This window comes from Fontibacillus panacisegetis, assembly GCF_900102215.1.
Taxonomy (GTDB): domain Bacteria; phylum Bacillota; class Bacilli; order Paenibacillales; family Paenibacillaceae; genus Fontibacillus; species Fontibacillus panacisegetis.
The window spans coordinates 18,707-40,389 of the sequence record NZ_FNBG01000036.1; the positions used below are offsets into that span (position 1 = coordinate 18,707).

At 43.2% G+C, this 21,683-nt stretch carries 20 protein-coding genes, 1 other RNA gene and 1 pseudogene; 4 read left to right on the plus strand and 18 right to left on the minus strand.

Annotated elements, in window-relative coordinates; genetic code table 11:
• Positions 1-743: 743 nt before the first annotated feature.
• From BLS49_RS21265 to BLS49_RS21280, 4 genes are all read right to left on the minus strand, one after another.
• Positions 744-1,001 carry a hypothetical protein gene (locus BLS49_RS21265; RefSeq protein WP_091235564.1) on the minus strand — a complete coding sequence of 86 codons (258 nt, stop codon included), beginning with the start codon at positions 999-1,001 and terminating at the stop codon, positions 744-746.
• Entirely contained in the window at positions 983-1,276 is a 294-nt protein-coding gene (locus tag BLS49_RS21270; RefSeq protein ID WP_245742664.1) for a Fic family protein, read from the minus strand. The genes BLS49_RS21265 and BLS49_RS21270 overlap by 19 nt, the downstream gene beginning before the upstream one ends.
• A gap of 272 nt (positions 1,277-1,548) precedes the next feature.
• Complete coding sequence (locus tag BLS49_RS21275; RefSeq protein WP_091235568.1) at positions 1,549-2,223, minus strand: uracil-DNA glycosylase; 675 nt, start codon at positions 2,221-2,223, stop codon at positions 1,549-1,551.
• Between the two features lie 67 nt (positions 2,224-2,290).
• The gene (locus BLS49_RS21280) at positions 2,291-3,415 is read right to left on the minus strand and encodes an SGNH/GDSL hydrolase family protein (RefSeq protein WP_091235570.1); all 1,125 of its coding nucleotides are present in this window, start codon (positions 3,413-3,415) and stop codon (positions 2,291-2,293) included.
• A 242-nt stretch (positions 3,416-3,657) separates the two neighbouring features.
• On the opposite strand from BLS49_RS21280, the gene BLS49_RS21285 reads away from it, so the two are divergent.
• Positions 3,658-4,575 carry an AraC family transcriptional regulator gene (locus BLS49_RS21285; RefSeq protein ID WP_091235572.1) on the plus strand — a complete coding sequence of 306 codons (918 nt, stop codon included), beginning with the start codon at positions 3,658-3,660 and terminating at the stop codon, positions 4,573-4,575.
• Positions 4,576-4,831: 256 nt separating this feature from the next.
• On the opposite strand, the gene BLS49_RS21290 is transcribed toward BLS49_RS21285, so the two are convergent.
• From BLS49_RS21290 to BLS49_RS21320, 7 genes are read right to left on the minus strand one after another with little or no spacing between them, the layout of a single operon-like run.
• Complete coding sequence (locus BLS49_RS21290) at positions 4,832-5,239, minus strand: Na+/H+ antiporter subunit G (RefSeq protein ID WP_091235574.1); 408 nt, start codon at positions 5,237-5,239, stop codon at positions 4,832-4,834.
• Complete coding sequence (locus BLS49_RS21295; RefSeq protein WP_425432170.1) at positions 5,223-5,504, minus strand: Na(+)/H(+) antiporter subunit F1; 282 nt, start codon at positions 5,502-5,504, stop codon at positions 5,223-5,225. Before BLS49_RS21295 ends, BLS49_RS21290 begins: the two co-directional genes overlap by 17 nt.
• On the minus strand, positions 5,501-5,980 hold the full coding sequence (locus tag BLS49_RS21300) for a Na+/H+ antiporter subunit E (protein WP_091235575.1): 480 nt from the start codon (positions 5,978-5,980) through the stop codon (positions 5,501-5,503). Before BLS49_RS21300 ends, BLS49_RS21295 begins: the two co-directional genes overlap by 4 nt.
• Positions 5,981-5,994: 14 nt before the next feature.
• On the minus strand, positions 5,995-7,470 hold the full coding sequence (locus BLS49_RS21305; RefSeq protein ID WP_091235577.1) for a Na+/H+ antiporter subunit D: 1,476 nt from the start codon (positions 7,468-7,470) through the stop codon (positions 5,995-5,997).
• Positions 7,463-7,801 carry a Na(+)/H(+) antiporter subunit C gene (locus tag BLS49_RS21310; RefSeq protein ID WP_091235579.1) on the minus strand — a complete coding sequence of 113 codons (339 nt, stop codon included), beginning with the start codon at positions 7,799-7,801 and terminating at the stop codon, positions 7,463-7,465. Before BLS49_RS21310 ends, BLS49_RS21305 begins: the two co-directional genes overlap by 8 nt.
• A 1-nt stretch (position 7,802) precedes the next feature.
• On the minus strand, positions 7,803-8,225 hold the full coding sequence (locus tag BLS49_RS21315) for a Na(+)/H(+) antiporter subunit B (RefSeq protein ID WP_091235582.1): 423 nt from the start codon (positions 8,223-8,225) through the stop codon (positions 7,803-7,805).
• Positions 8,212-10,623, minus strand: coding sequence for a Na+/H+ antiporter subunit A (locus BLS49_RS21320; protein ID WP_091235584.1), 2,412 nt, complete (start codon positions 10,621-10,623; stop codon positions 8,212-8,214). The genes BLS49_RS21315 and BLS49_RS21320 overlap by 14 nt, the downstream gene beginning before the upstream one ends.
• Positions 10,624-10,755: 132 nt before the next feature.
• Here BLS49_RS21320 and BLS49_RS21325 point away from each other — a divergent pair, with 132 nt between their 5' ends.
• Positions 10,756-11,439 (plus strand): universal stress protein, encoded by a 684-nt coding sequence (locus BLS49_RS21325; protein ID WP_091235586.1) that lies wholly within the window; start codon positions 10,756-10,758, stop codon positions 11,437-11,439.
• Positions 11,440-11,523: 84 nt separating this feature from the next.
• Here the strand turns inward: BLS49_RS21325 and BLS49_RS21330 are convergent, their stop codons facing one another.
• The 3 genes and pseudogenes from BLS49_RS21330 to BLS49_RS25405 form a co-directional block, all read right to left on the minus strand.
• On the minus strand, positions 11,524-12,087 hold the full coding sequence (locus tag BLS49_RS21330) for a tyrosine-type recombinase/integrase (RefSeq protein WP_091235588.1): 564 nt from the start codon (positions 12,085-12,087) through the stop codon (positions 11,524-11,526).
• Between the two features lie 407 nt (positions 12,088-12,494).
• Entirely contained in the window at positions 12,495-13,163 is a 669-nt protein-coding gene (locus tag BLS49_RS25400; RefSeq protein ID WP_245742671.1) for a vWA domain-containing protein, read from the minus strand.
• Between the two features lie 75 nt (positions 13,164-13,238).
• A pseudogene (locus BLS49_RS25405) lies at positions 13,239-13,754 on the minus strand (TerD family protein); the annotation flags it as partial.
• A 529-nt stretch (positions 13,755-14,283) separates the two neighbouring features.
• On the opposite strand from BLS49_RS25405, the gene BLS49_RS21340 reads away from it, so the two are divergent.
• Both BLS49_RS21340 and BLS49_RS21345 read left to right on the plus strand, forming a co-directional pair.
• Positions 14,284-14,868 (plus strand): TetR/AcrR family transcriptional regulator, encoded by a 585-nt coding sequence (locus BLS49_RS21340; RefSeq protein WP_091235592.1) that lies wholly within the window; start codon positions 14,284-14,286, stop codon positions 14,866-14,868.
• A 59-nt stretch (positions 14,869-14,927) separates the two neighbouring features.
• The gene (locus tag BLS49_RS21345; RefSeq protein WP_091235594.1) at positions 14,928-16,748 is read left to right on the plus strand and encodes an alpha/beta fold hydrolase; all 1,821 of its coding nucleotides are present in this window, start codon (positions 14,928-14,930) and stop codon (positions 16,746-16,748) included.
• Between the two features lie 114 nt (positions 16,749-16,862).
• On the opposite strand, the gene ssrA is transcribed toward BLS49_RS21345, so the two are convergent.
• From ssrA to secG, 4 genes are all read right to left on the minus strand, one after another.
• Positions 16,863-17,227, minus strand: a transfer-messenger RNA (tmRNA) gene (gene ssrA / locus BLS49_RS21350).
• A gap of 541 nt (positions 17,228-17,768) precedes the next feature.
• Positions 17,769-18,248 (minus strand): SsrA-binding protein SmpB, encoded by a 480-nt coding sequence (gene smpB / locus BLS49_RS21355; protein WP_091235596.1) that lies wholly within the window; start codon positions 18,246-18,248, stop codon positions 17,769-17,771.
• A gap of 277 nt (positions 18,249-18,525) precedes the next feature.
• Positions 18,526-21,222 carry a ribonuclease R gene (rnr, locus tag BLS49_RS21360; protein ID WP_091235598.1) on the minus strand — a complete coding sequence of 899 codons (2,697 nt, stop codon included), beginning with the start codon at positions 21,220-21,222 and terminating at the stop codon, positions 18,526-18,528.
• Between the two features lie 190 nt (positions 21,223-21,412).
• Positions 21,413-21,646, minus strand: coding sequence for a preprotein translocase subunit SecG (gene secG, locus BLS49_RS21365; protein ID WP_091235600.1), 234 nt, complete (start codon positions 21,644-21,646; stop codon positions 21,413-21,415).
• Positions 21,647-21,683: the final 37 nt, after the last annotated feature.

Genomic DNA, 21,683 nt, shown 5'->3' on the forward strand with positions numbered 1-21,683 from the left:
GTCACGGTTTTGATGTCACCCAATCATCTGTACCCCAAAAAAAACAGTTTCAGACCAAGCAGGTATCGACTCAACACAGTAGATCATCTTACCCTTCATGATTTCAGCCACAATGGAAGGCTCGTATGTATTATCAATGGTGATAACTTGGTCTGCGATGGCTAAAGCAGGTTTCTGGGCGGTTAAGCTTCCATTTCCGGCACATTTGCATGAACGTATAGGGAATTGGGATAGACGCTCTAATATACGTTTCCTATCCTCTGGTAATTCCGCATCTAACAGTTGAGTGCTCAAGGTTAGATGCGATGCTAACGATGCAGAAGATGATCTTCCAAACAGCTTGGACACTCGTTAGGAAAACTTAAACCTTCATTCCCGTAATATTCAGGATTCTCCTCATCAAACAGCCAACAATCCCATTCTTGTACGAACTCTTCAGCTCGCCTTTCTTTTTCGATCGCCCACGCGAAGTGAATATAATTGTGGGATACTTACCATTGACCTTCCTTTCCAGAAAACCTGTTCGAATCATATGATCGACTTTATCCATGATCTGTTCCAATGTAAGGTCTTTATAATAACCTTAAGAAGGGGTTCGATCTAATCCAAGTTCTAACAACTTTCGTTCCTTTGAACCTTTCAAGATTTTCGAAAGAAGCGTCCTTCCGCCTTCGGCAATGATATCGTCCGCAGCTCGCAGAATAGCCCTCAGTTCAGGATCTGGCAATGGTTATATGTGTTTTTTATTGGTATTCGAGGGTCCCCCATTCCTCTGATAGGTCTACCTTAGCCTGATACCACAGAAACTCTTCTAAATCAAACGGCACCTCCTCACGCTCCGGTCTTTCGATAACTAACCAGTACTCATCCGTACAAAATTGTGGCTCCTGGCTCTGATGTAGGAGCGTATTATCAAGGCTCGCCTGATCGAAAAGCCTTCTTGCGTGATTTTTTTGTCCTTGCAGCAGCTTTTTCATTTTCCTTAGCTTTTCGAACGGCATCGTCGGTTATCGGTACTCCCAATATACGGAGCTCTGTGATGGGCATCCCTACGAGGGAGTCGAACCCCTGATATAATACCGGATTTTAGGGCTAAACAACGGATAAATTCACGCTGAGTTCTCCCATTACCCTCTCGAAAAGGGTGGAGTACATTTAGTTCAGTTAAATAATGGTTCAATCTGTTTATTAACACATCCTGCTCCAAGCCAATTAAATATTGCTCTAGTTTAAGCTCATTCAGAAGTTGATGAGTTTGAGCTAGCAGAAATTGCACATGAACAAAAATCTGAAATTCCCCTTTAGGGGCTTCGAGGCAAGTTACGTAAACGGTCCGCTGTTACCAAACGTTCATAGGCATCGAGTTGATTTTGTTCACCGCTGTACCCCTTGCACCTCCTTTGCATGCAGTTATTATTTACTTAGTGCCGATAATGCTCAAAAAGGTTGCTTTTTTTATATTGCGGATATAGTAAGGCCCCAGAAAAGATGAAAGCCCGCTCACAGAGCGGGTTTTCAGTATGGAAATGAGTGCTATAATCTTCATCATTACAAGTTAGGAATCTGCCAATCAATTTCTTGAAGTCCCGTCTTTCGTAAAAATTCGTTTGCACGAGAAAACGGCTTGCTGCCAAAAAATCCTCTATGGGCAGACAACGGACTCGGATGCGGCGAACGAATAAGCACATGTCGTGGGTTCGTAATGAGCTCCGCTTTCTTCTGAGCGTGGCTTCCCCACAACAGGAACACAACAGGATCATTTTTCCGATTGATCGTTTCAATCACTTTATCCGTGAAATGCTCCCAGCCTTTATTTTTATGAGAATTGGCCTCATGCGCCCTTACTGTGAGCACCGTGTTCAGGAGCAATACTCCTTGCTGCGCCCATTTAAGCAAATGCCCGTTATTCGGAATGAAGCAGCCCAAGTCATCCTGCAGCTCCTTAAACATATTTTGCAAGGATGGAGGTGTACCTATACCCTGTTTAACGGAGAAGCTTAATCCATGAGCTTGCCCCGGTCCATGATAAGGGTCCTGACCCAAAATTACCACCTTAGTGTCAGCCAACGACGTATAATGCAGTGCATTAAAAATATCGTATTTATCAGGATAAATGCTCTTCGTTCGATATTCGTCGATAAGGAACTCCCGCAGCTGCAAGTAGTATGGCTTTGTAAACTCCTGCTCCAAATCAGACGCCCAGTCGTTATTCAATATAGCCATTCTAAATTCTATCCTCCTGCCAATAATAAAAGATTTATTAAAATTATATCATATGGTTCTTATATCATTATTCCCACTTCATAAGTCCTTTGATTTGAGGTATTAGTTTTTCCGCTGCTTTGCTGTGGGTTGTTACAGACGGGTGCCAGTCGGCTCCGTAGCCATCAGCGGTCAACTGCACGTCAAACTTCATAGCTGCAAGGTTAGCATCACCGGTTTCCTTCGTATAATCATTAACCGCTTGTTCAAGGAAGGGGTACAGTCTGTCTCCCATGATCCCCAGCGTACATAGAATTGTGGCATTGGCATTATTCCGTCTAACCATTTTAAGAAATTCAATATATTGTTCAGCATACTCTGCCTGCTTGTCAGCATCATCCTTGGTGTACGAATCATCATTCGTTCCCAGATTAATGACGATAAGATCGGGTATAAACTTATTGAAATCCCAGCTTACGGATTGAGGCTCCAGTACGCCGTCAAATTTTCCATCGGATTTGCCTACCTTTTCGTAGTAATCAGGTAGAAGCTGCGAGGTTAATTTTTGATCGTTATGCGTAAAACCTGAAATAATTCCGTAACCGCTATACGAAACCATACTATAGTCTGCCTGAAGCTCCTGAACGGCTTTATAAGCATAGGCTTTCGTGACATCCTCAGTACTTGTGGAAAAAGAATGCTGCTCATTTTCACCATCAACGCCATAGCCGCAAGTGATCGAATCGCCAACAAACTCGATTTTATGTACATTGTCCGAGGTTGGCTTAATTCCCTCTTTGCTATCCACTGTGATTCCGTGAATCCCAATAGTTGACATAGCCGCTTCTGATAGTTTAATGATCCTTACCGTGACGTCCTGCTCCGACTCACTTTCGAACAGGGTATATGTTTTCAAAGTCTTATTCACCATGTCATCAATCACTCGTTTTCCATTTACGTAAATGCCAATTCTAGCCTGATTGTTGTCACTTAACGCTACAGGATCGCCTTTTATTGTAACCTCTGCTTTTTTACCAATAAAAGAAAATTCTACACCGCCACCGGACAAAGCAAGCCATAACACATCATTGTAATAGTACGTTCGCCCGATGATTTTGACATGCTTTTCCGTTGCTTTAAAGGTTTGAGTCGCTTCCTCTTTGTTTGTTGCCGTTATAGATAAATCAGTTCTCTTGGTTTCTTCTGTCGACATATTAGAACCTTCCTTTCCGCTTTATACGAGATGATTGCAAAGGCATTTTCACAAGATCATTTCCCCGCCCTAACTAACTCTAATATTATAGGGATTATCACGTTATCGTCTATCTTTTTGCAAGACCAGGGACATTGCTAGAATCTTTGCGGTAGATTATAAAGAGCAAAGCAGGAACAATCCGGACTCCCGGTTGTTGCTATAATAAAGTCAACCGTACGGGGAAAAGGAATGATGAAGCATTGAATTATAGTACAGATATCGAACGCAGTATTGAATACATCGAAGCCAACATTAAAGAAAGACTGACAATCGAAATGATTTCTCAGCATGTTGGATACTCCTTGTATCATTTCTGCAGGGTTTTTCAAATATGTATGGGGATACCTGTCATGGAATATGTCCGAAAAAGGCGTCTGTCAGTTGCATCAACGGAGCTATATAAAGGCAGACGAATCCTTGATATCGCGTTAGATTATGGATTCGAAACTCAAAGCGGGTTTACAAAAGCATTTCGTAAGGAGTTTGGATATAGTCCAACACAATATGCCGTAAGGATGACTGGAATTCAAGAATACATTTCTGGCAAGAAAACAATTGAGTACGGAGGTTGGCATATGGTTCCTAAAATAATCACAAAACCATCTTTCAAAATTGCAGGGTACGGAATAAAAACGAATATTGCAGATGGGAGCTTTACTAAAGATGTTGCAGCATTCTGGGACAATTACGACATCAATGGTTGGGAGTGTAAATTGTATGACCAGCTTAACCCCTCAAAGCATGGGGAAGTCGGAATTTGTGTGCCGGAGTCCAGAGATAGCGACAGCTTGATCTATTTGTTTGGTGTCATTGTTGAAGACTTTGGAAAAGTGACTCCTGACATGATCACCCTTGATGTACCTGAAGCTACCTATGCTGTCTTTACCACACTCCCAGTTGATGTAACAGCCGGCGAGAAGAACGGTGGAGCGAATCAGGAAGATTTTTCAAACACAATAAAACTAACCTGGCAGTATATTTTCCAGGAATGGTTCAAGGACAGCGGTTATGAATATGATGACACGAAGCTAGACTTTGAATATTATGATGAGCGTTGTCACTTCCGTCCCGATACCGTAATGGACATCTATGTGCCAGTAACTAAGAAGGGGCAATAATTGTGTAGATAGGATAAAAAGTAGAAAGACCACCTTTTAGTAAATTGCTGCAAAAGTGCATTTTTTCGGAATCTATATCACCAATCCAACTGAACAGCCTGCAAAAGTGCAGTTTTATTACTCTTATTGAGCCAGAATCTGCGTTTTAGCTCAAAAAAGGTGCACTTTTGCATGAATTCCACATGGCTGATTAGCATTCCGAAAAAAAGATGTACTTTTGCAGTAGTTACTTTTAGGGTGGTCTTTGGTGTATTGATTACTCTGTAACCTGAAGCTTAACCTCTTTCTCGATAAGGTTAGCCTTATTGTCTATGTTCTCATTCTCCATATAATAGTCCTTCAATTCGTCTTGAGCGGTTCCCTCTGCTAACGGCACTTGATGACGATAGGCAGCCCGGCAAATCACATGAGCAGCCACCGGAGCAGTCAGAAATACAAAAACGATACCCAAGATGAGGCGGATGCTGAAATAACCGTCAGAAATTACGAAGTACAGCAATGTTCCAACCAACGTACACAGCACGCCAAGCGTAGAACTTTTAGATGCAGCATGAGACCTTGTATACACATCCGGCAATCGAACATTCCCGATCGCGCTGATCAAGCTAATCGCAGCTCCGATTAGTATAAGGATAACGCCGACTACTTCACCGCTTCCGCTCAATAACAACACCTCTTTCAATAAACCTGGCAAACGCAACCGTCCCTATAAATGACAGGATTCCGATCAGCAATATTAGATCAAAAAAAGCATGGGTATGCAATAACACGGAGTACACGGCAATACTAGCGATCAAATTAATGCCGATAGAATCCAACGCTTGAACACGATCCGCACTGGACGGCCCTTTTACAACTCGATATAAATTGGCCAGGATCGCCAGCATTAACAGACATAAAGCGATGATCATAATCGTCTCAAGTATCACTTTCTTGTCACATCCTTTATTGCTTTTTCGAACACAGATTTTGACTTTAATACAGCCTCTTTGGACTCGGGCATATTCAGACCATGAATGTACATAGCCTTTGAATCAGGAGCTATCTCCATAACGACCGAGCCTGGCGTTAAGCAGATCAATAAAGATAAGAGCGTGATTTCCATATCTCCCTCCATATCCGTCTCGATCCTGAAAATCCCCGGTTTGACATCAATTTTAGGACGGAGTACATGCTTCATGACCATCAGCGAGGAAATGCCCAGCTCATGTATGAAAATGATTAGCAGCTTGCCAACAGCAGCCAGAGTGTAGAGATAGAACGGCTTTTTAAAAAAACGGCGCATACAGAACAGGATAAATAGACCGACAAAATATCCGCTGATAAAGTTAATCATGCTCGTACTATCCTGCAAAAACATCCACAAGTAAGCAATAAAAATATTTAATAAAACCTGAACGGGCAAAGTCATCTCCCCCTTTAGTCAAACACTGCACTAATATAGAGACTCGGATTCAACAATTCCTCTGCAGCTTGGGCCACATGACCGGCAATTCCTTCAGCACCAAATCCTAAAGTGAGACTGCCGACGGTCAATAGAGCAATTGGAAGCAGCAAGCCTTTAGTTGTCCCCTTCTCTTCCTCTTCACTCAGAATCGTTTCACCCCAAAAAGCGTTCATGAAGATCTTGATCATAGAGTATAAAATGAACAGGCTAGCCAACAGACCGATTCCTCCGAGCCAGAAATAACCGGACTCAAAGGTGCCTTTAGTAATAAATACCTTACCAAGGAAGCCGCTTAACGGCGGAATACCTACCATGGATAGTGCTGCAATGAAGAACATCCAGCCTAACCGGGGATGGTGGCGAATCAAGCCGCTAATTTGCTTCAAATCACTAGTTCCGGCTATATGAATAACCGTTCCGCCAATCAAAAATACAAGCGCCTTAATCAGCATATCGTGAATTAAATAATATATAGAGCCCGTCATACCGGCCGGTGTCATGGAGACCAGTCCAGCCATAATAAATCCGACGCTTATGACCACATTGTACGTTAGTATTTTTCGCAAATCCCAATAACCGATCGCTCCGATGCCACCTAAAACCATAGTAACAGCAGCTAATATTCCTATAAACAAATGGGTAATCTGCGGTTCATGATAGAAAATGAGGGTAAACATTCTAATCATCGCATAGATACCAACCTTGGTGAGCAGCGCCGCAAAAATACCTGCTATTGCAGTTGGCGGTACACTGTATGAGCCTGGCAGCCAGAAAAAGAGCAGCAGCCCCGCCTTTAAGGCGAAAACAATCAGAAATAAAAATGCAACGGTTGTAATTAACCCATCCTGACCGACCTCAGATATCCTGATCGATAAATGAGCGAGGTTCAATGTACCTGTCATTGAGTATAAATAAGCAACACCTATTAGAAAGAAAGCTGACGAAATAATGTTCGTAAAAATGTATTTCAACGATTCCTGCAGCTGTCTCTTATCTCCGCCCATTGTGATTAACACATAAGAAGCAACTAGAAACACCTCAAAAAAGACATATAAATTAAATAAGTCCCCCGTCAAAAACGAACCGTTAACACCTGTGATCAGAAACAGAAACAAAGGGTAAAAATAAAGCTTTTCTTGCTTTCGGCCAATCGATGAAAATGCATAGATCAGACAGCCTATTGAAACAATGGAGGTTGCCAGCAGCAGCAAAGCACTGAACATGTCACCCACAAAGCTAATGCCAAACGGCGCTTCCCAGCCGCCCAGCTGCAAGGTTTGAATCCCATCATTTTTGATCTGATTCATCAATAGCACGGAAATAACACTTGTAACTATTAAGGCAATTAAACTAAGAACTCGCTGAAGCTGTATATTTCTCTGAAAAATAATGAGTACCATTCCCGTTAACAGGGGAATAACAACTGGAGTAATCAATAAATTATTCATGCTCACTTCCCCTTAATTGCTCCATGTCATCCGTCCCGAAGTTTTGATAGGCTCGATAACATAAAACTAGTACTAGTGCGGTCACCGCAAAATTAATGACGATGGCTGTTAAAATCAATGCTTGCGGAATAGCATCCGTAAAGCCTGCTGTTTTCTCTCCAAGAAGGGGCGCACTCCCTGTCTTCAGGCCCCCGGAAGTAATGAGCAGTAAATTCACTGCATGCCCCACAATAGATGCTCCAAGCACAATCCGCAGAAATTGCCTTGATAAAATCAAATAAGTTCCAATGGATATTAAGATACCGACAAGTATGACAATTAGCGTCTCCATATTACCGATCCTCACTTATGCTTAAAATAATATTGACCGCAGTGCCTATAACAGCTAAAGCAACTCCGGTGTCAAAAATTAAGGCAGAAGCAAGCTCGGTATCTCCAAAAATAGGTAAATCCACATGACCAAAGGTCTGAGTTAAAAACGGTTTGCCAAAGAGTACGCTGGCTGTCCCCGTTCCAATCGCAATCAGCACGCCGATGGCTGCCAGCTTCTTAAAGTCGGTCCGTATATTTTCCCTGACCTTCTCGATTCCAAACGAAAGATACAAAAGGACAATAGCTGATGCTGTACTCAGCCCTCCAATAAACCCTCCACCCGGATGATGATGACCATTCATAAACAAATAGATCGAGAAGGTCAAAATAATTACAGCGGCCACTCGGGTTACACTTCTCAAAATCACATCATTCGGTTTCACGTTGCTCCCTCCTTTTGGAACGCTGATGAACCAATATATACACACCCAATCCAGCAATTGTTAGAACGGATATCTCCAGCATGGTATCAAAGCCGCGGAAATCCACCAGAATGGCATTGACAATATTTTTAGCTCCAGCCAGCTCATATGCATTTTCAAAAAACGCCGTGATGGGTTCAAACAGCTTATGGCCATTCGCGGCCAGTGCCAATAAAGTTACCGTTAATCCCATAGCGACCGATATGATCAGATTCGTCAGTTTAAAAGGAATACGATCGATGCTCTTCTTCAGCTTCGGCAAATGATAGAAGCACAGCAAGAACAGAACCGTCGTTACAGTCTCCACAACCATTTGCGTCAATGCCAGGTCGGGAGCGCGGAAGATAACAAAGAACATAGAAACCATATAGCCTAACGCGCCTAATGCAACAATAGCCAGTATCCGATTGCTGGCAAGCAATACCGTTAACGAGGCGATAATCATGGCTATCACAAGCCCGATATCATAAATACTTATGGCTGCGTTATTCGAGAAATCAAACTGAATACCATGGAACAGCAAAAGCGAGCCTAGCAGCAACAAAACAAAAAACGAAAAAATGTATATCAAATAATGTCTCAGCGATCCTGTCATGTATCGATTCGTGAGCGATGCCGAGAGCCTTTCTGTGCCGGATACGCCCTGATTATACCAATGATTCAACATTAATCCCTGCGGATAACTTCGTACGATGTGAATCCATCGCTTCGCTGTTTTGAAGAGAATGAAGCCGATAGCGATTACTCCGAATGTCATCAGGAGCTCCAGGTTCAGCCCATGCCATGCGCTGATTTTTACATCGTAAGGAGTAAACGGCATCATCGGTAAAATTGATGTTAATGCAGGAGTAAGAATGTATTTGCCTAACACATTCGGGAAGAAGAAAATGAATACAACCAACAAGCCTAATATGATTGGAGAAATCAACATTCCGAGAGGCGCCTCATGCACTTTTCGCGTCAGCTTCTCAGGACGATACACCCCTCCAAAGGTTTTGAATATGAAAATCATGCAGTACACAAACGTAAATATGCTGGCTACCCAAGCAATGATCGGGAACAGCATACCGATCTTGCTCAAGCCGAAAATACCGGCTTGGGATACGTCATTCACCGCGGCAAAGAACATTTCCTTACTCAAAAACCCGTTAAATGGCGGCAATCCCGCCATCGATAAGCCGCCTACCAAAGCGATCGTGAACGTAATCGGCATCACCTGCATCAAGCCGCCCAGATAGCGAATATCCCGTCTGCCTGTCTCATGGTCAATAATACCGACGACCATAAATAAGCTGCCTTTAAAGGTGGAGTGATTAAACAGATGGAACAAGGCAGCAAAGGTAGCTACCGTGAACACAGTCCCGCTCTCACCGGGTCCAAAATAAACCGCTAAAGAACCGATGCCGAGCAAGCTCATGATTAATCCCAGTTGGCTAATCGTAGAATAAGCCAGCAACGCCTTCAAATCAGTCTGTCTCAGAGCTGTCAATGAACCATACAGGAGCGTAATGAGACCAATTCCGGCTACAAGCCAGAACCACACCGGGCTGCCGCCGAATACCGGAGTCATCCTTGCTACTAAATAAATTCCGGCTTTGACCATTGTCGCAGAATGGAGGTAGCTACTCACCGGAGTTGGCGCCTCCATAGCATCCGGAAGCCAAATACCAAACGGAAACTGAGCTGATTTTGTAAAAGCTCCTAATAGAATACAAAGCAGCGCAGGAATAAACAGCGCATGTCCCTGTATAACATCAATATTCGCGATGATCTCCCGAATACTGTAGGTATCTCCCATCATGATGAGCATAATAAACCCGGCTAACATGCCGAAGCCGCCAAATACAGTAATCATCATCGCTTTTAATGCGCCTTGACGCGAGCCCTTTCGCTCATACCAATAGGCGATTAGCAAGAAGGATGAAACACTGGTCAACTCCCAAAACCCATATAAAACTAATAAGTGATCCGAAAATACCAGCCCCAGCATCGCACCCATGAACATGAGCAGGTATATATAAAAGTTATGGAGAGCCTCTCGCACCTTGGACATATAAAAAATAGAATAGATGATGACCAAGCTTCCGACACCTGTAATAAGCAGACCAAACAGCAAGCCGAGACCATCAATGTAAGATGTTATATTAATTCCGAAGGTCGGTATCCATGACAGGGTATATTCAAATGTTGCCCCGGATGCAACATCAGGTATATATCTCACCAAGTAGATAAAGATGGATAATGGTACCAATAATACGAACCAGCCTGTATGTGCCCGGCGATTCAAATGCTTATACAAAAAGGGGACAAGCAGCGCAAAAATAAACGGCAAAAAAATAAAGATATATAACGTAATCAAAGTACTCCTCCCCACTTATGATTTTGTTAATCATATTGTCTTAAATATGGTTTGACTCTTGTCTTAACATCAATTATAGTCTTACATAGTTTAAAGGAGCCTTACTATTAAACTTGAGGTGAAATGTTTAAAATGGACAATCTGTATAATGAAAGTATCCTTGTTTGCGTTTATTATGGACCAAATGGAGAACGGTTAATCAAGCGTGGCTGTAAGATCGCCAATATGCTAAAGGCCCCACTCTATATTTTGACCATTGATCCGAAGCCGTTCGATGAACTGGATGCCGAGAAAGTATTTTATATTGAACAATGGAAAGAATTCGCCAATTCTCATGAATCTGCACAATTTATTATGAAGGATAATGAAAGCCGCCCTGTTTCCAAAGTCATTACAGAAGTAGCTAGAGATAAAAACATTACTCAAATCATTCTCGGCCAGACGGCCCATAGTCGGTGGGAACAAATCACGAAAGGCTCGATTATTAATTCCTTGGTACGTGATATCCCATTCGTTGACTTGCACATTGTTTCTGTTGCCCGTTATATCCGGGATGAAGAAGGGATTTATGATAAGGGTGTTCGTGCTTATTTAATTAAGGATGGAGATAAGTATCAACTGAGCTTCAATCATGAAAAAGATACCGAATATGAGGGCATTTTCTTCAAGGAAATTGATACTGATTTTGATAATGGAATTTTCCGCTTTATGAAAAACGCTGAAACTTTGCAAGTTCTGGTTATCGATGGAATTGTCACCGAATTAAAAAACGTGGATATTCATGCAGCGATGAATCTGGACAACGAAGATGAATAAAAAGGAATAACTTTCCTCATGTGTTATCAAAACTCTCCGCATCATCAATGTGGGGAGTTTTGATCTTGTTAAAAAACGGAACCCCTATAAATTCACATCTACTTTTATAGGCAGCCTCTCGCTCTTATTGACTCCTAAATACTTTAATGTTTCCGCTGTCGAGTGATGATTTAGAATCGACTTTATGATGGAAATGGCAATTCCCTTATGATACGCATGATAACCAAATGTCTTTCTCAGCGTATGTGCCCCGATTTTCTCTGAAATTCCTACCTCCCTGGCTGAATGATTAATTATGCGGTAAACCTGCTGACGAGTTATTGGCCGGCAATCCTTCTTCGACTTGAATAAATAATCCTCTGCCTTCCAATCGATACTGGATAAATACTCCTTTAAAATTTCCGCAATCTTGTTGTTTAAGTAATAAGCCTTTTCTTCCCCTGTTTTTTCATCCTTAATATAAAGAAACTGCCTAGCACCCTGACCATCCCAAACATCCTGCACAGTAAGGTGCAGCAAATCAAGAAGACTGATCCCTGTATTAATTCCCAGCACAAACAACAACAGGTCTCTTATTGAGCTCTTTCTCAACTCCTCTTTCATCGCTTGAATGGTCTCGACGTCTCGAATCGGATTTACATATTGCACAGATAATCCCTCCGAAGTAATGTTACATAATTTAAGCTTAACATATATTGAGTAACATAACAAACCATTAATCACTAAATTTTAATGATTATTTATTACAAAAACCCGATAAAATCCCACTATGTACGGAATCTTGATCATTTAAGCTATGGCCCAGCGCAAATTACGGATACAGGAATCTGCTTTGCATGTATGGGGATTAAACCGAATTAATCAAATTAGACAAGGCCTTGAACAGAAGGAGGCGAACCGTGGCTGTACAAAACCACAATTCGCCTGAATGTGATGCTGAAGTTGTTTGAGGAAGTGCGTAATCAACCTGTCTGCATGTCTGCTCCTAACATAACTTAGCCTGACTTAACTATTGTTCCCCGTTAGTAGAACGGAAATGGGAAAAAGCTGCATTATCACCGGATAATCCTTTTCTCTGTCGCATCCTTGATCCACTTCGGAAATTCATTCAGGAGCTGGTCATACAGCATTTCATCGGGTACCGCTGAAATATCTTTTAAATGAATGAAATTTGCATTATCGACAATCCGCCCTTCCATCGTATCCAGCTGCTTTAGTACTTCAAAATCAGAATCTCCGATCCCCACGAACTGCCAAAATATTGGATGAATCGCTGAGTCTACGATCGCTTTTTTAGTCGGCTTCACTACGCCTCCATCATTGATAAAGATAATGAATACAGGTAGGCTTGATTGTTCTTCGATGGTATATTTCTTAATGACATCCTTCATAACTCGAGGCTCATTATTGCGGCCATACTTATGGATTTTCGAATTATTCAAAACTTGAGTATTTACGTAGGAAATGAAATCCCGCTCCGTCACAGTGGGTAATCGGCTGAATTCATGATCATAGACCCACACATCCAAAGCAGCATTGTCATCAAATTTGCTAGCCACGGCCAATATACGCTCAACAACATCTTGGACCGTTCCATTCCTATACAAGGTCCGCATAGATCCTGTAACATCAAGCACGATGCCTACTCTAGCCGATAGATGGGTCATTTTCTTCTTTTCCAATGTGTACGCCACAATTTTCTTTCGCAAATCTATTTTGGACAATACGATTTCTTCCGCGACTGCTACAGCCTCGACAACCTCTTCCGACTGCTCGACTACAAGCCCATAATTCGTGCACAGCGCGGCCAAACCCCCATAGAATCCACTGCCAATGGCATTAAACTTCCATTCCTCGTTATATCGATACAACTCGCCCACGACAATCGCTGTTTCCTTTGACAGATCATTCCCATATTCAAAACGAAATAATTCTTCTCCCGTAATCGTATCTACAAGCCGTAAATAAAAGTCTGACGCATCACTTATCGTATGCCCCTGCTCGTCCCCAGCATGAATAGTCACAGAAAGGGCTACTTTTGCAACGCTTTTCGGCAGTTTCGATAGATGTAGCTCAATAGTCTCTTGGTCCTCTTGAGCAGTTGCACTATGTGCAACTGCACCATAATGATCAAAGGGATTCCCGTAAAAAATAAAATCCTCATCCCGCTCGCATCGACCTTTCTCCGATAAAATAAAACAAGCTGCATCGATGCTCATCGTCGCTTTCTTCATCGTCCAACCAAATTGAAAGCTAAGGACGGATAACTTTCTACCTTTTGTAATTTCTATCTTTTGCCCTTTAAGTAGATTCAAGAATTATCTCCCCTTTTTGATAATATGTTCCAATTGTACATCAAAAGTAAAAAGATTACTTCTTTACATGCTTTAGAAAGACAGAAGTTTTCAATCAACGCTACATCTCAGGGTGTTAATCCAATCAACTGCAAAGAGTCTTCATAGAGAAGTCTCTATGAAATTTGCTAGCTAGCTTCAAAGGCGTTGTCGCTGACAAGAATGTTTCAGCGATTAGAGATTAGAAAGTTCATCGCTAGATATATAAAAAAATGATTGTATATAAGAGCATGTTGACATTATCTTAAAGCTGCATGTCCAGGAAACGCAAAATCCACAACCGGATTCGGTTGTGGATTTAACATATGGAGGCGAGGGGATTTGAACCCCTGTCCGAAGATCACGCCACACGGCTTTCTACGGGTGTAGCTGCAGTTTTGATGTCACCTTAGTATCACCCCTTTATTCGAACCCATCGTTATTATGATCGTTTCGCCTAACCATCTCAACATTGCTTGACTGTTGATCATTAGTACTATATAGTACTAATATGAGAAAAAATATACTCAACAATAAAGACATTGCGCTGCAATCAGCTTTCACATTGTTTCTTACCAAGGGTTTTCAAGCGACAAGCATGGACGACATAGTCGCACATAGCAAAGTCTCAAAAACCAATATTTATTACTATTTTAAGAGTAAGGAGGAACTGCTCCTCACTACAGTTGATCAGTTGATTTCACATTATGAGCAACGTATTAATCAAATCCTGTCTCACAGTGATACCACTGTTCTAGAAAAATTAGAAGCGTTACTCATCATCCTAACCGATAATACGGAACAAAATAATTACCTTGGCGGCTGTCCGTTCCTAACCCTTTACACGCAAACACCCCTTGAAGCTATCGAAGTCAGAGATCGAATCAAAAGCTTTTTTGAACAACAGTTTCAGGCCGTTGAATTGATTTTAGCCGAAGGGATTGCGAAGCAAGAACTAAAGACAGAACTCCCCGTCAAGCAAACAGCTGCACTCATCGTCTCCTCTATCGAGGGTGCTCTTTTCTTAGCTCAAGCTTCTAATAATCCAGATATCATCAAAGCCGTTTATCCTGCTTTAGCTTCATTGCTAAAGTAATTTTTTTAGTTATATTAGTACTGATTAGTACTAAAAAATGATAAAGGAGGATTTCTATAATGAATATCTTTTTAACGGGTGGAACTGGTTTTATCGGAAGACATCTGCTCTCTGAATTGGCTTCTCAGCACCAAGTTTATGTACTCGTACGTCAAAAAAGCCGTTTGCATGCAATCGTAAACCAATTACCGACCGATCAACAGCCTAACATCCTGCCAGTCATTGGTGATCTAACTAAACCCAGATTAGGTTTAGATGATACTAGCTATAAGCAAATGCTTGCCACGGATCTGATCATCCATGCAGGCGGCCCCATGAATATCGAGTTAAGCCTCAGTGAAGCAGAGCAATCATTTCTCTATCCAGCCAAATCCCTTGTTCAGCTGGCCAGAGATATTCACTACGCAAAAGGTTTAAAGCATTTCATCCATGTCGTAGGTTTCATGAGTCCTTATCATGAACAAAATGCAATGTCGGATATGGATCACCTGCTAGATAAAGAACCGCCCTATGAAAAAATGAAGTTTCTAGCGGACTCCTATATACGTAAATCTCTTCATGCTATGAACATCCCATTATCTACAGTTAATCCTAGTGTCGTCGTTGGGAATTCCTTCTCAGGGAAGACGGAACAGCTTGGAGGTCTTAGTATCTTAATCGATGCCGTGAGGCGAAACCTTATGCCGCTCGTTCCAGGTGGCGACGACTACTGGTTGCCCATGGTACACATTGATCATGTTGCCTCATTTATTGCAAAGCTTGCTCATACAGAAGGATTATCAAGTAATACCTACTATCTATTAGATACTAAACAAGCGAGTCCATCAATTCGAGTCTTGATTCAACTCATTGCAAAAGAACTGCAAACTGCCAAGCCCTTTGGAAGGGTATCTCTTCCATTATTAAAAACCATTCTTGGAATGGGTGTTGGGAAGCTTCTTGGTATTCCAACGGAGTCCATGAACTTTCTTGTAAAATCAGAATTTCCCGTCAACACTAAATTAGAAATTGAACAAATGAGTGAGATGAAATTTTCCATCGCGCCATCTACACTGCCTTTTATAGTAAGCGATCTGGATTATCGGTTAAATCATTTAGGAGTGAATCGGCAGGAGAGCTTTTCTCAACGAAGAAGAACGAATTTAATCTCATTGGAAAAAGATATGCATGGCATACCTGTTATTTTTCTTCATGGGACGTTTAGCGGTGCGGATGTCCTATTGCCTATCGCAGGATCCTTAAGTGATATTAATACATGGCTCATTGATTTGCCTGGATTTGGACGCACTCCATACCACCATGAACCTTCTGTTATAGAAGGCTATGTAGACAGTGTAACAGCCATGATTATCGAGTTGAATAGACCCGTTATATTGGTTGGCCATTCATTTGGCGGTTTGATTGCCGCCCGAGTCATGCAACGCCAGCCTTCACTGATCCATCAGCTCATTATGCTGCAGCCTGTCTTGCATCCTATAAAACCTAAATACAAAATTCAAGGTGTTACAAAACTCATTTTAAAATATGTGAAGCCTGCCAAACTGAAAAGAGAGCTGCTTCAAAGCAAAAATTTCATAGCATCTAGCAAATATTTAGAGGATTATGTACATGATGTGGTTCGTGATTTAAAATCACCCCGCATCCGCACGACTAACGCCGCGGTCATGTCATGGTTAACACAATCGAAGTCCATTCAACTGGATCCTAAGAGGTGGGATGAGACCAAAGTCAACATATTATGGGGACACATGGACAAAGCACATCATATTCCAAAGTCATATGAACACCTCGATATTACTCGTATTCCATATGGCCATCAATTTCCTATTGAACGTCCCGAACAAACGGCCCACTGGATTCGTCAGGTTTTGAAAGTTTGAAGCGGTCTTTCTGGTACAAATAGCATTACATGTATCTGTTAAAATTCACCATCACTGATTCTACTCTCTAAAATAGCAAAAACCCCGACCTCTTGCGGTCGGGGTTCTACATGTTGGTGGAGGCGAGGGGAGTCGAACCCCTGTCCGAAGGCAACGCCACATAGGTGTCTACGGGTGTAGTCACGGTTTTGATGTCACCCTAGCAAGCGCCCCGTAACAGGCTATCGCTTGGGTCAGCCTGATTGTCTTCTTCAGCACACCCCAGGCGGAGATGTGACAGCGTATCCCACTAAAGTTGGGCCCTAGTCTCGGCACATGGGCGATGCAGAGGTAGAGCTAGCTCACAGGTTATTAAGCTGCGAAAGCTAAGTTGTTGTTTTGTTTGCCGTTTAATAGGCTTTAGCGTTGATAAAGCGGACGCGTCCCCACTACCCGCTACCCATGCTCGAACTACCCCCGTCGAATCCAAAAACGCCCCCGTAAAATGGATAATCGGTCGTAATCTTTCACGAACCGCTAGCCTTTCAACGGCGACTCGATGGGTTGGCATCGGAAATGCCAGTTCACTATCGAGCATAAGTGCTTCTTGCATGAAGTTGTAATTTTACTACCGAAATAACTAAATTCAGTATACCACACATATCTCGTCGCATGTCTGGTTAGTTGCTGGTAGATAGACCATAATTGTATCAACTCGTACAGAGGAAAGCAAGTCGAGGCAGCTATTCCCTGCTTTTGTGTGATTATATAAAAAATCCTACAGGATCAACCTTCAGCCTCCGATATAAATGGTTATAAAAAGAAGATTTGGGGGATACCATGAATATCAACCGTTTATTAAAAAATCACGCAACACATCTTATGATGGCATTTGCCACGATCATCAGCACCTTGGCAGTCCTTTATCAGTTGGAACAAAAAAAACAACCTCCATGTAATCTGTAAAATAAAACCCTCAGATTCGCAACGATCACATGTCGTTGTTAATCTGAGGTTTTTTGCATTTCAATATGCATCTATTTACCGTGCCACTTTCTGCTTCTCACGCAGAGCACGCTGAATGTCACGTTGAGCATCTCTTTTAGCCGCGGTATCACGCTTGTCATATTGCTTCTTACCTTTACCAAGACCAAGCAGCAGCTTCGCATAACCGTTGCGAATATAAATCTTGAGCGGCACGATCGAGTAACCCTCTTGCTTGGACAATCCAAGCAGCTTATTGATCTGCACCTTGTGCATTAAAAGCTTGCGAGTTCGAGTCGGATCGGTTGGATTATAACGATTCCCCTGTTCAAAAGGGCTAATGTGCATGTTATGAATTTGAATCTCGCCATTACGAATCGTGGCAAAGGCATCCCCAATATTCACTCTGGCGTTACGTATCGACTTAATTTCAGTACCCGTCAGCACCATACCCGCTTCATAAGTGTCTTCGATGAAGTAGTCATGGGAAGCTTTTTTGTTCTGAGCCAGTACTTTACCATCATTTTTCTTCGCCATGCTCATCCTCCTCACGAATCCTCGTGCATACTAGAAATTTATTGTATCAACTATATAGCGCAAAATCAAGAATGCCGACTATAACGCAGGTGGCAATAAGATCTCAACCCTGTTGTCCTCGGACCATGGACTTTCCAGAGAATTGTTTTTTAAAAGGTGGACACTGAACACTTTTCCAATGAGTGCAATGACTCTCCTCTCTCTCACTTGAAAACAAAACAAACAGGTCGGGACCACACGAAGCTGTGATACACGACCTGCTATTTTTGCTAAGCAGCTATTTTTTCTTCTTGCGTACAAAAGCAGCCGTGCTGTTGCTTTTGCCCTTGCCGCCCCGTTTTTTACGCGGGGAGGACGCGCTGCTCTCACCGGCGCTTCCGCCGCCGGTGAAAATCCCGCTCGCGGATGTTTTCTTCCGCCGCGAGCCAGTGCCAGAGCCCGATTCGGTGCGGTACCCACCGCCACCATCGCGGCTCACAGCCGGGCCAGAGGCGTAGCCGCCTTTCCCGGAACCAAAGCCAAAGCTCACGGCAGGCGCACCACCTTCACGCTTTCCGCCTGCGCCACCATCATGGGCATTTGCATTAATGCCCTTGCCGCCTTTACCACTTCCGGCTTTTGCACCTTTACCGCCGAACTTGCCGCTTTTGCCAGCTTTGCCGCTTGAAGCAAAGCTGCCCTTGCCCTTACCGCCATCGCGGCCTCCAGACTTGCCGCCTCGTTTACCACCGCTCTGCCTATGCCCTGCATCCCCGCGTGAATCACTACGTCCTGAGCGTCCGCCGCCTCGGCCGCTTCTCCACTCGCCTGAGCCTTCATCCTCACGGCGGCGCGGCTTCATATCAACCATCTCAAAATCAATCGTATGATCATCCATGTTCACTCGGGCAACTCGAATCTTCACCTCATCACCGATGCGGTAAATTTTTGACGTTCGTTCACCCATCAGTGCCATGTGCTGTTCATGGAAGTGATAATAGTCATCCGTCATCGCGCTTAGCCGAATCAGGCCCTCTACTGTATTTTCAAGCTCAATGAACATTCCGAAGCTCGTCACACTGCTGATAATGCCCGGGAATTCCTCTCCGACCTTATCCAGCATGAACTCTGCCTTTTTCATCTGCTCTGTATCCCGCTCCGCATCAACTGCAACCCGTTCACGCTCAGAGGATTGCTGCGCGATATCGTGCATCCGGCTAGCCAAGTACTCCATACGTTGATCCGGCAAAGCTCCATTGTTCTCGATCACTTCACGGATAATGCGGTGAATGACCAAGTCGGGATAACGGCGAATCGGCGAAGTGAAATGAGTATAGAACTCCGCAGCGAGTCCAAAGTGACCCGTACTTTCTGCATCATACTTTGCCTGCTTCATCGAACGAAGCATCATCGTACTGATCACGGTCTGTTCCTTCGTACCTTGAATCTCTTCTAACAGAGACTGAAGCGCGCGAGGATGCACCTTGTTAGCTTTTCCGCCTTTAACCGCGTATCCAAAATTCGCCACAAACGCCATAAAGTTCATCAGCTTCTCTTGGTCAGGGTCTTCATGAATCCGGTATATGAAAGGAACCTTAAGCCAGTGGAAATGCTCTGCCACCGTCTCGTTAGCTGCAAGCATAAATTCCTCAATAATCTGTTCGGCGATGGAGCGTTCCCGCTTCACAATATCCACTGCCTTGCCGTTCTCGTCCACAATGACCTTCGATTCCTCAAAATCAAAATCAACCGCACCACGACGCATCCGGTTAGACCGCAGTTTAAGGGCAAGCTCGCGCATTAAATGGAATGTATCGACTAAATCACTATAGCGCTCTGTAACTTCAGGATCTTCCTCCTGCAATATTTTGCGAACATTCGTATATGTCATACGTTCCGTCGTCCGAATCACACTTGTAAAAATATCATGCCTTACCACTTTCATATGCTCATTAAATTCCATCTCACAAGACAGCGTAAACCGATCCACCTTCGGATTCAACGAACAGATTCCATTGGACAGACGATGCGGCAGCATCGGAATGACACGGTCTACCAAATACACGCTGCAGCCACGATTATACGCCTCTTGATCCAGCTTCGAATTCTCGCGGACGTAATAACCGACATCGGCAATATGAACACCAAGCATAATGTTCCCATTGGGCAGTCGCTCTACATTAACCGCGTCGTCGAGGTCCTTCGCATCCTCACCATCTATCGTCACAATTACCTTGTTACGAAGATCACGACGCCCCTGAGCTTCAATTTCCTCTTTGGCAATCGTATCCGGTGCGGCCTGCGCCTCTGCCATAACATCCTCCGGAAAAGCTTCCGGCAGCTGATGCTTGCGAATGATCGACAGAATATCTACCCCTGGATCATCCTTATGGCCCAGAATTTCCGTAACTTCGCCTTCTGCAGCAGAGCGTCCTTCAGGATAGTTGACGATACGAACAACGACCTTTTCACCATCCACAGCGCCTCCAAAGGCTTCCTTCGGAATGAAAATATCGCGATTAATCCGTTTATCATCAGGCAACACGAAGCCATACGTCTCATAATTTTGGAATACACCAACAATTTGAGTTACCGCACGAATGACGATGCGAACAACCTCGCCTTCAAGCTTGCCCCCTCCAACACTTTTGGAGCTAATTCGGACAAGTACCGTATCGCCATTCATCGCACTTTTTAGATCATTGGCGTGAATATACACATCAGGATGCTCCCGATCATCGGGGATCAAAAACGCAAAACCCTTGGCATGCGCCTGCAATCTACCCCGTACCAAATCCATCCGTTCCGGTACTCCGTAACGATGAGTTCTGGTTAGAATTATTTTTCCTTCCTGTTCCAGAGAATTCAACAGCTTTAGAAATTCCCTAAAATCATCCGCCTTCTCTATCTGAAAATGCTCTTCCAACTCCTGATATGTCATTGGCTTATACGCCGTTTCCCGCATAAAATTTAGCAATTCAGCTTCAGTTATCATACTCACTCTCACCTCAATCGGCTTGTCACTACCCCAAACCAGTATGTAGTCTAAATTTTTTCCATCATTTACATAGGTACAATCTAACCTTAGTATACACGAAATTCTTCTCCGGCATCCCTTTTCCACAAAGAGATCATCTTAAAAAAGCCCCGTTCCCTATTGGAAACGAGGCTTTATATTGAGTAAATTAACCAACCACGACGGCAACGACGATCGCGAGAATAAAGAATCCAGCGGCAAGGCCAACTGTAACGCGCTCAAGTACAAGTTCCATACCACGTGCTTTAGATTTACCAAAAAGATGTTCCGCACCCCCGGAGATGGCACCGGAAAGCCCTGCGCTCTTCCCTTCCTGCAGCAATACAACCGCGATCAAACCGATAGAGAAAATAACGAGCAACACTTCCAATAAGATATCCATTCAATCCACCTCCTAAGTGAGAACTCTCATATATTCC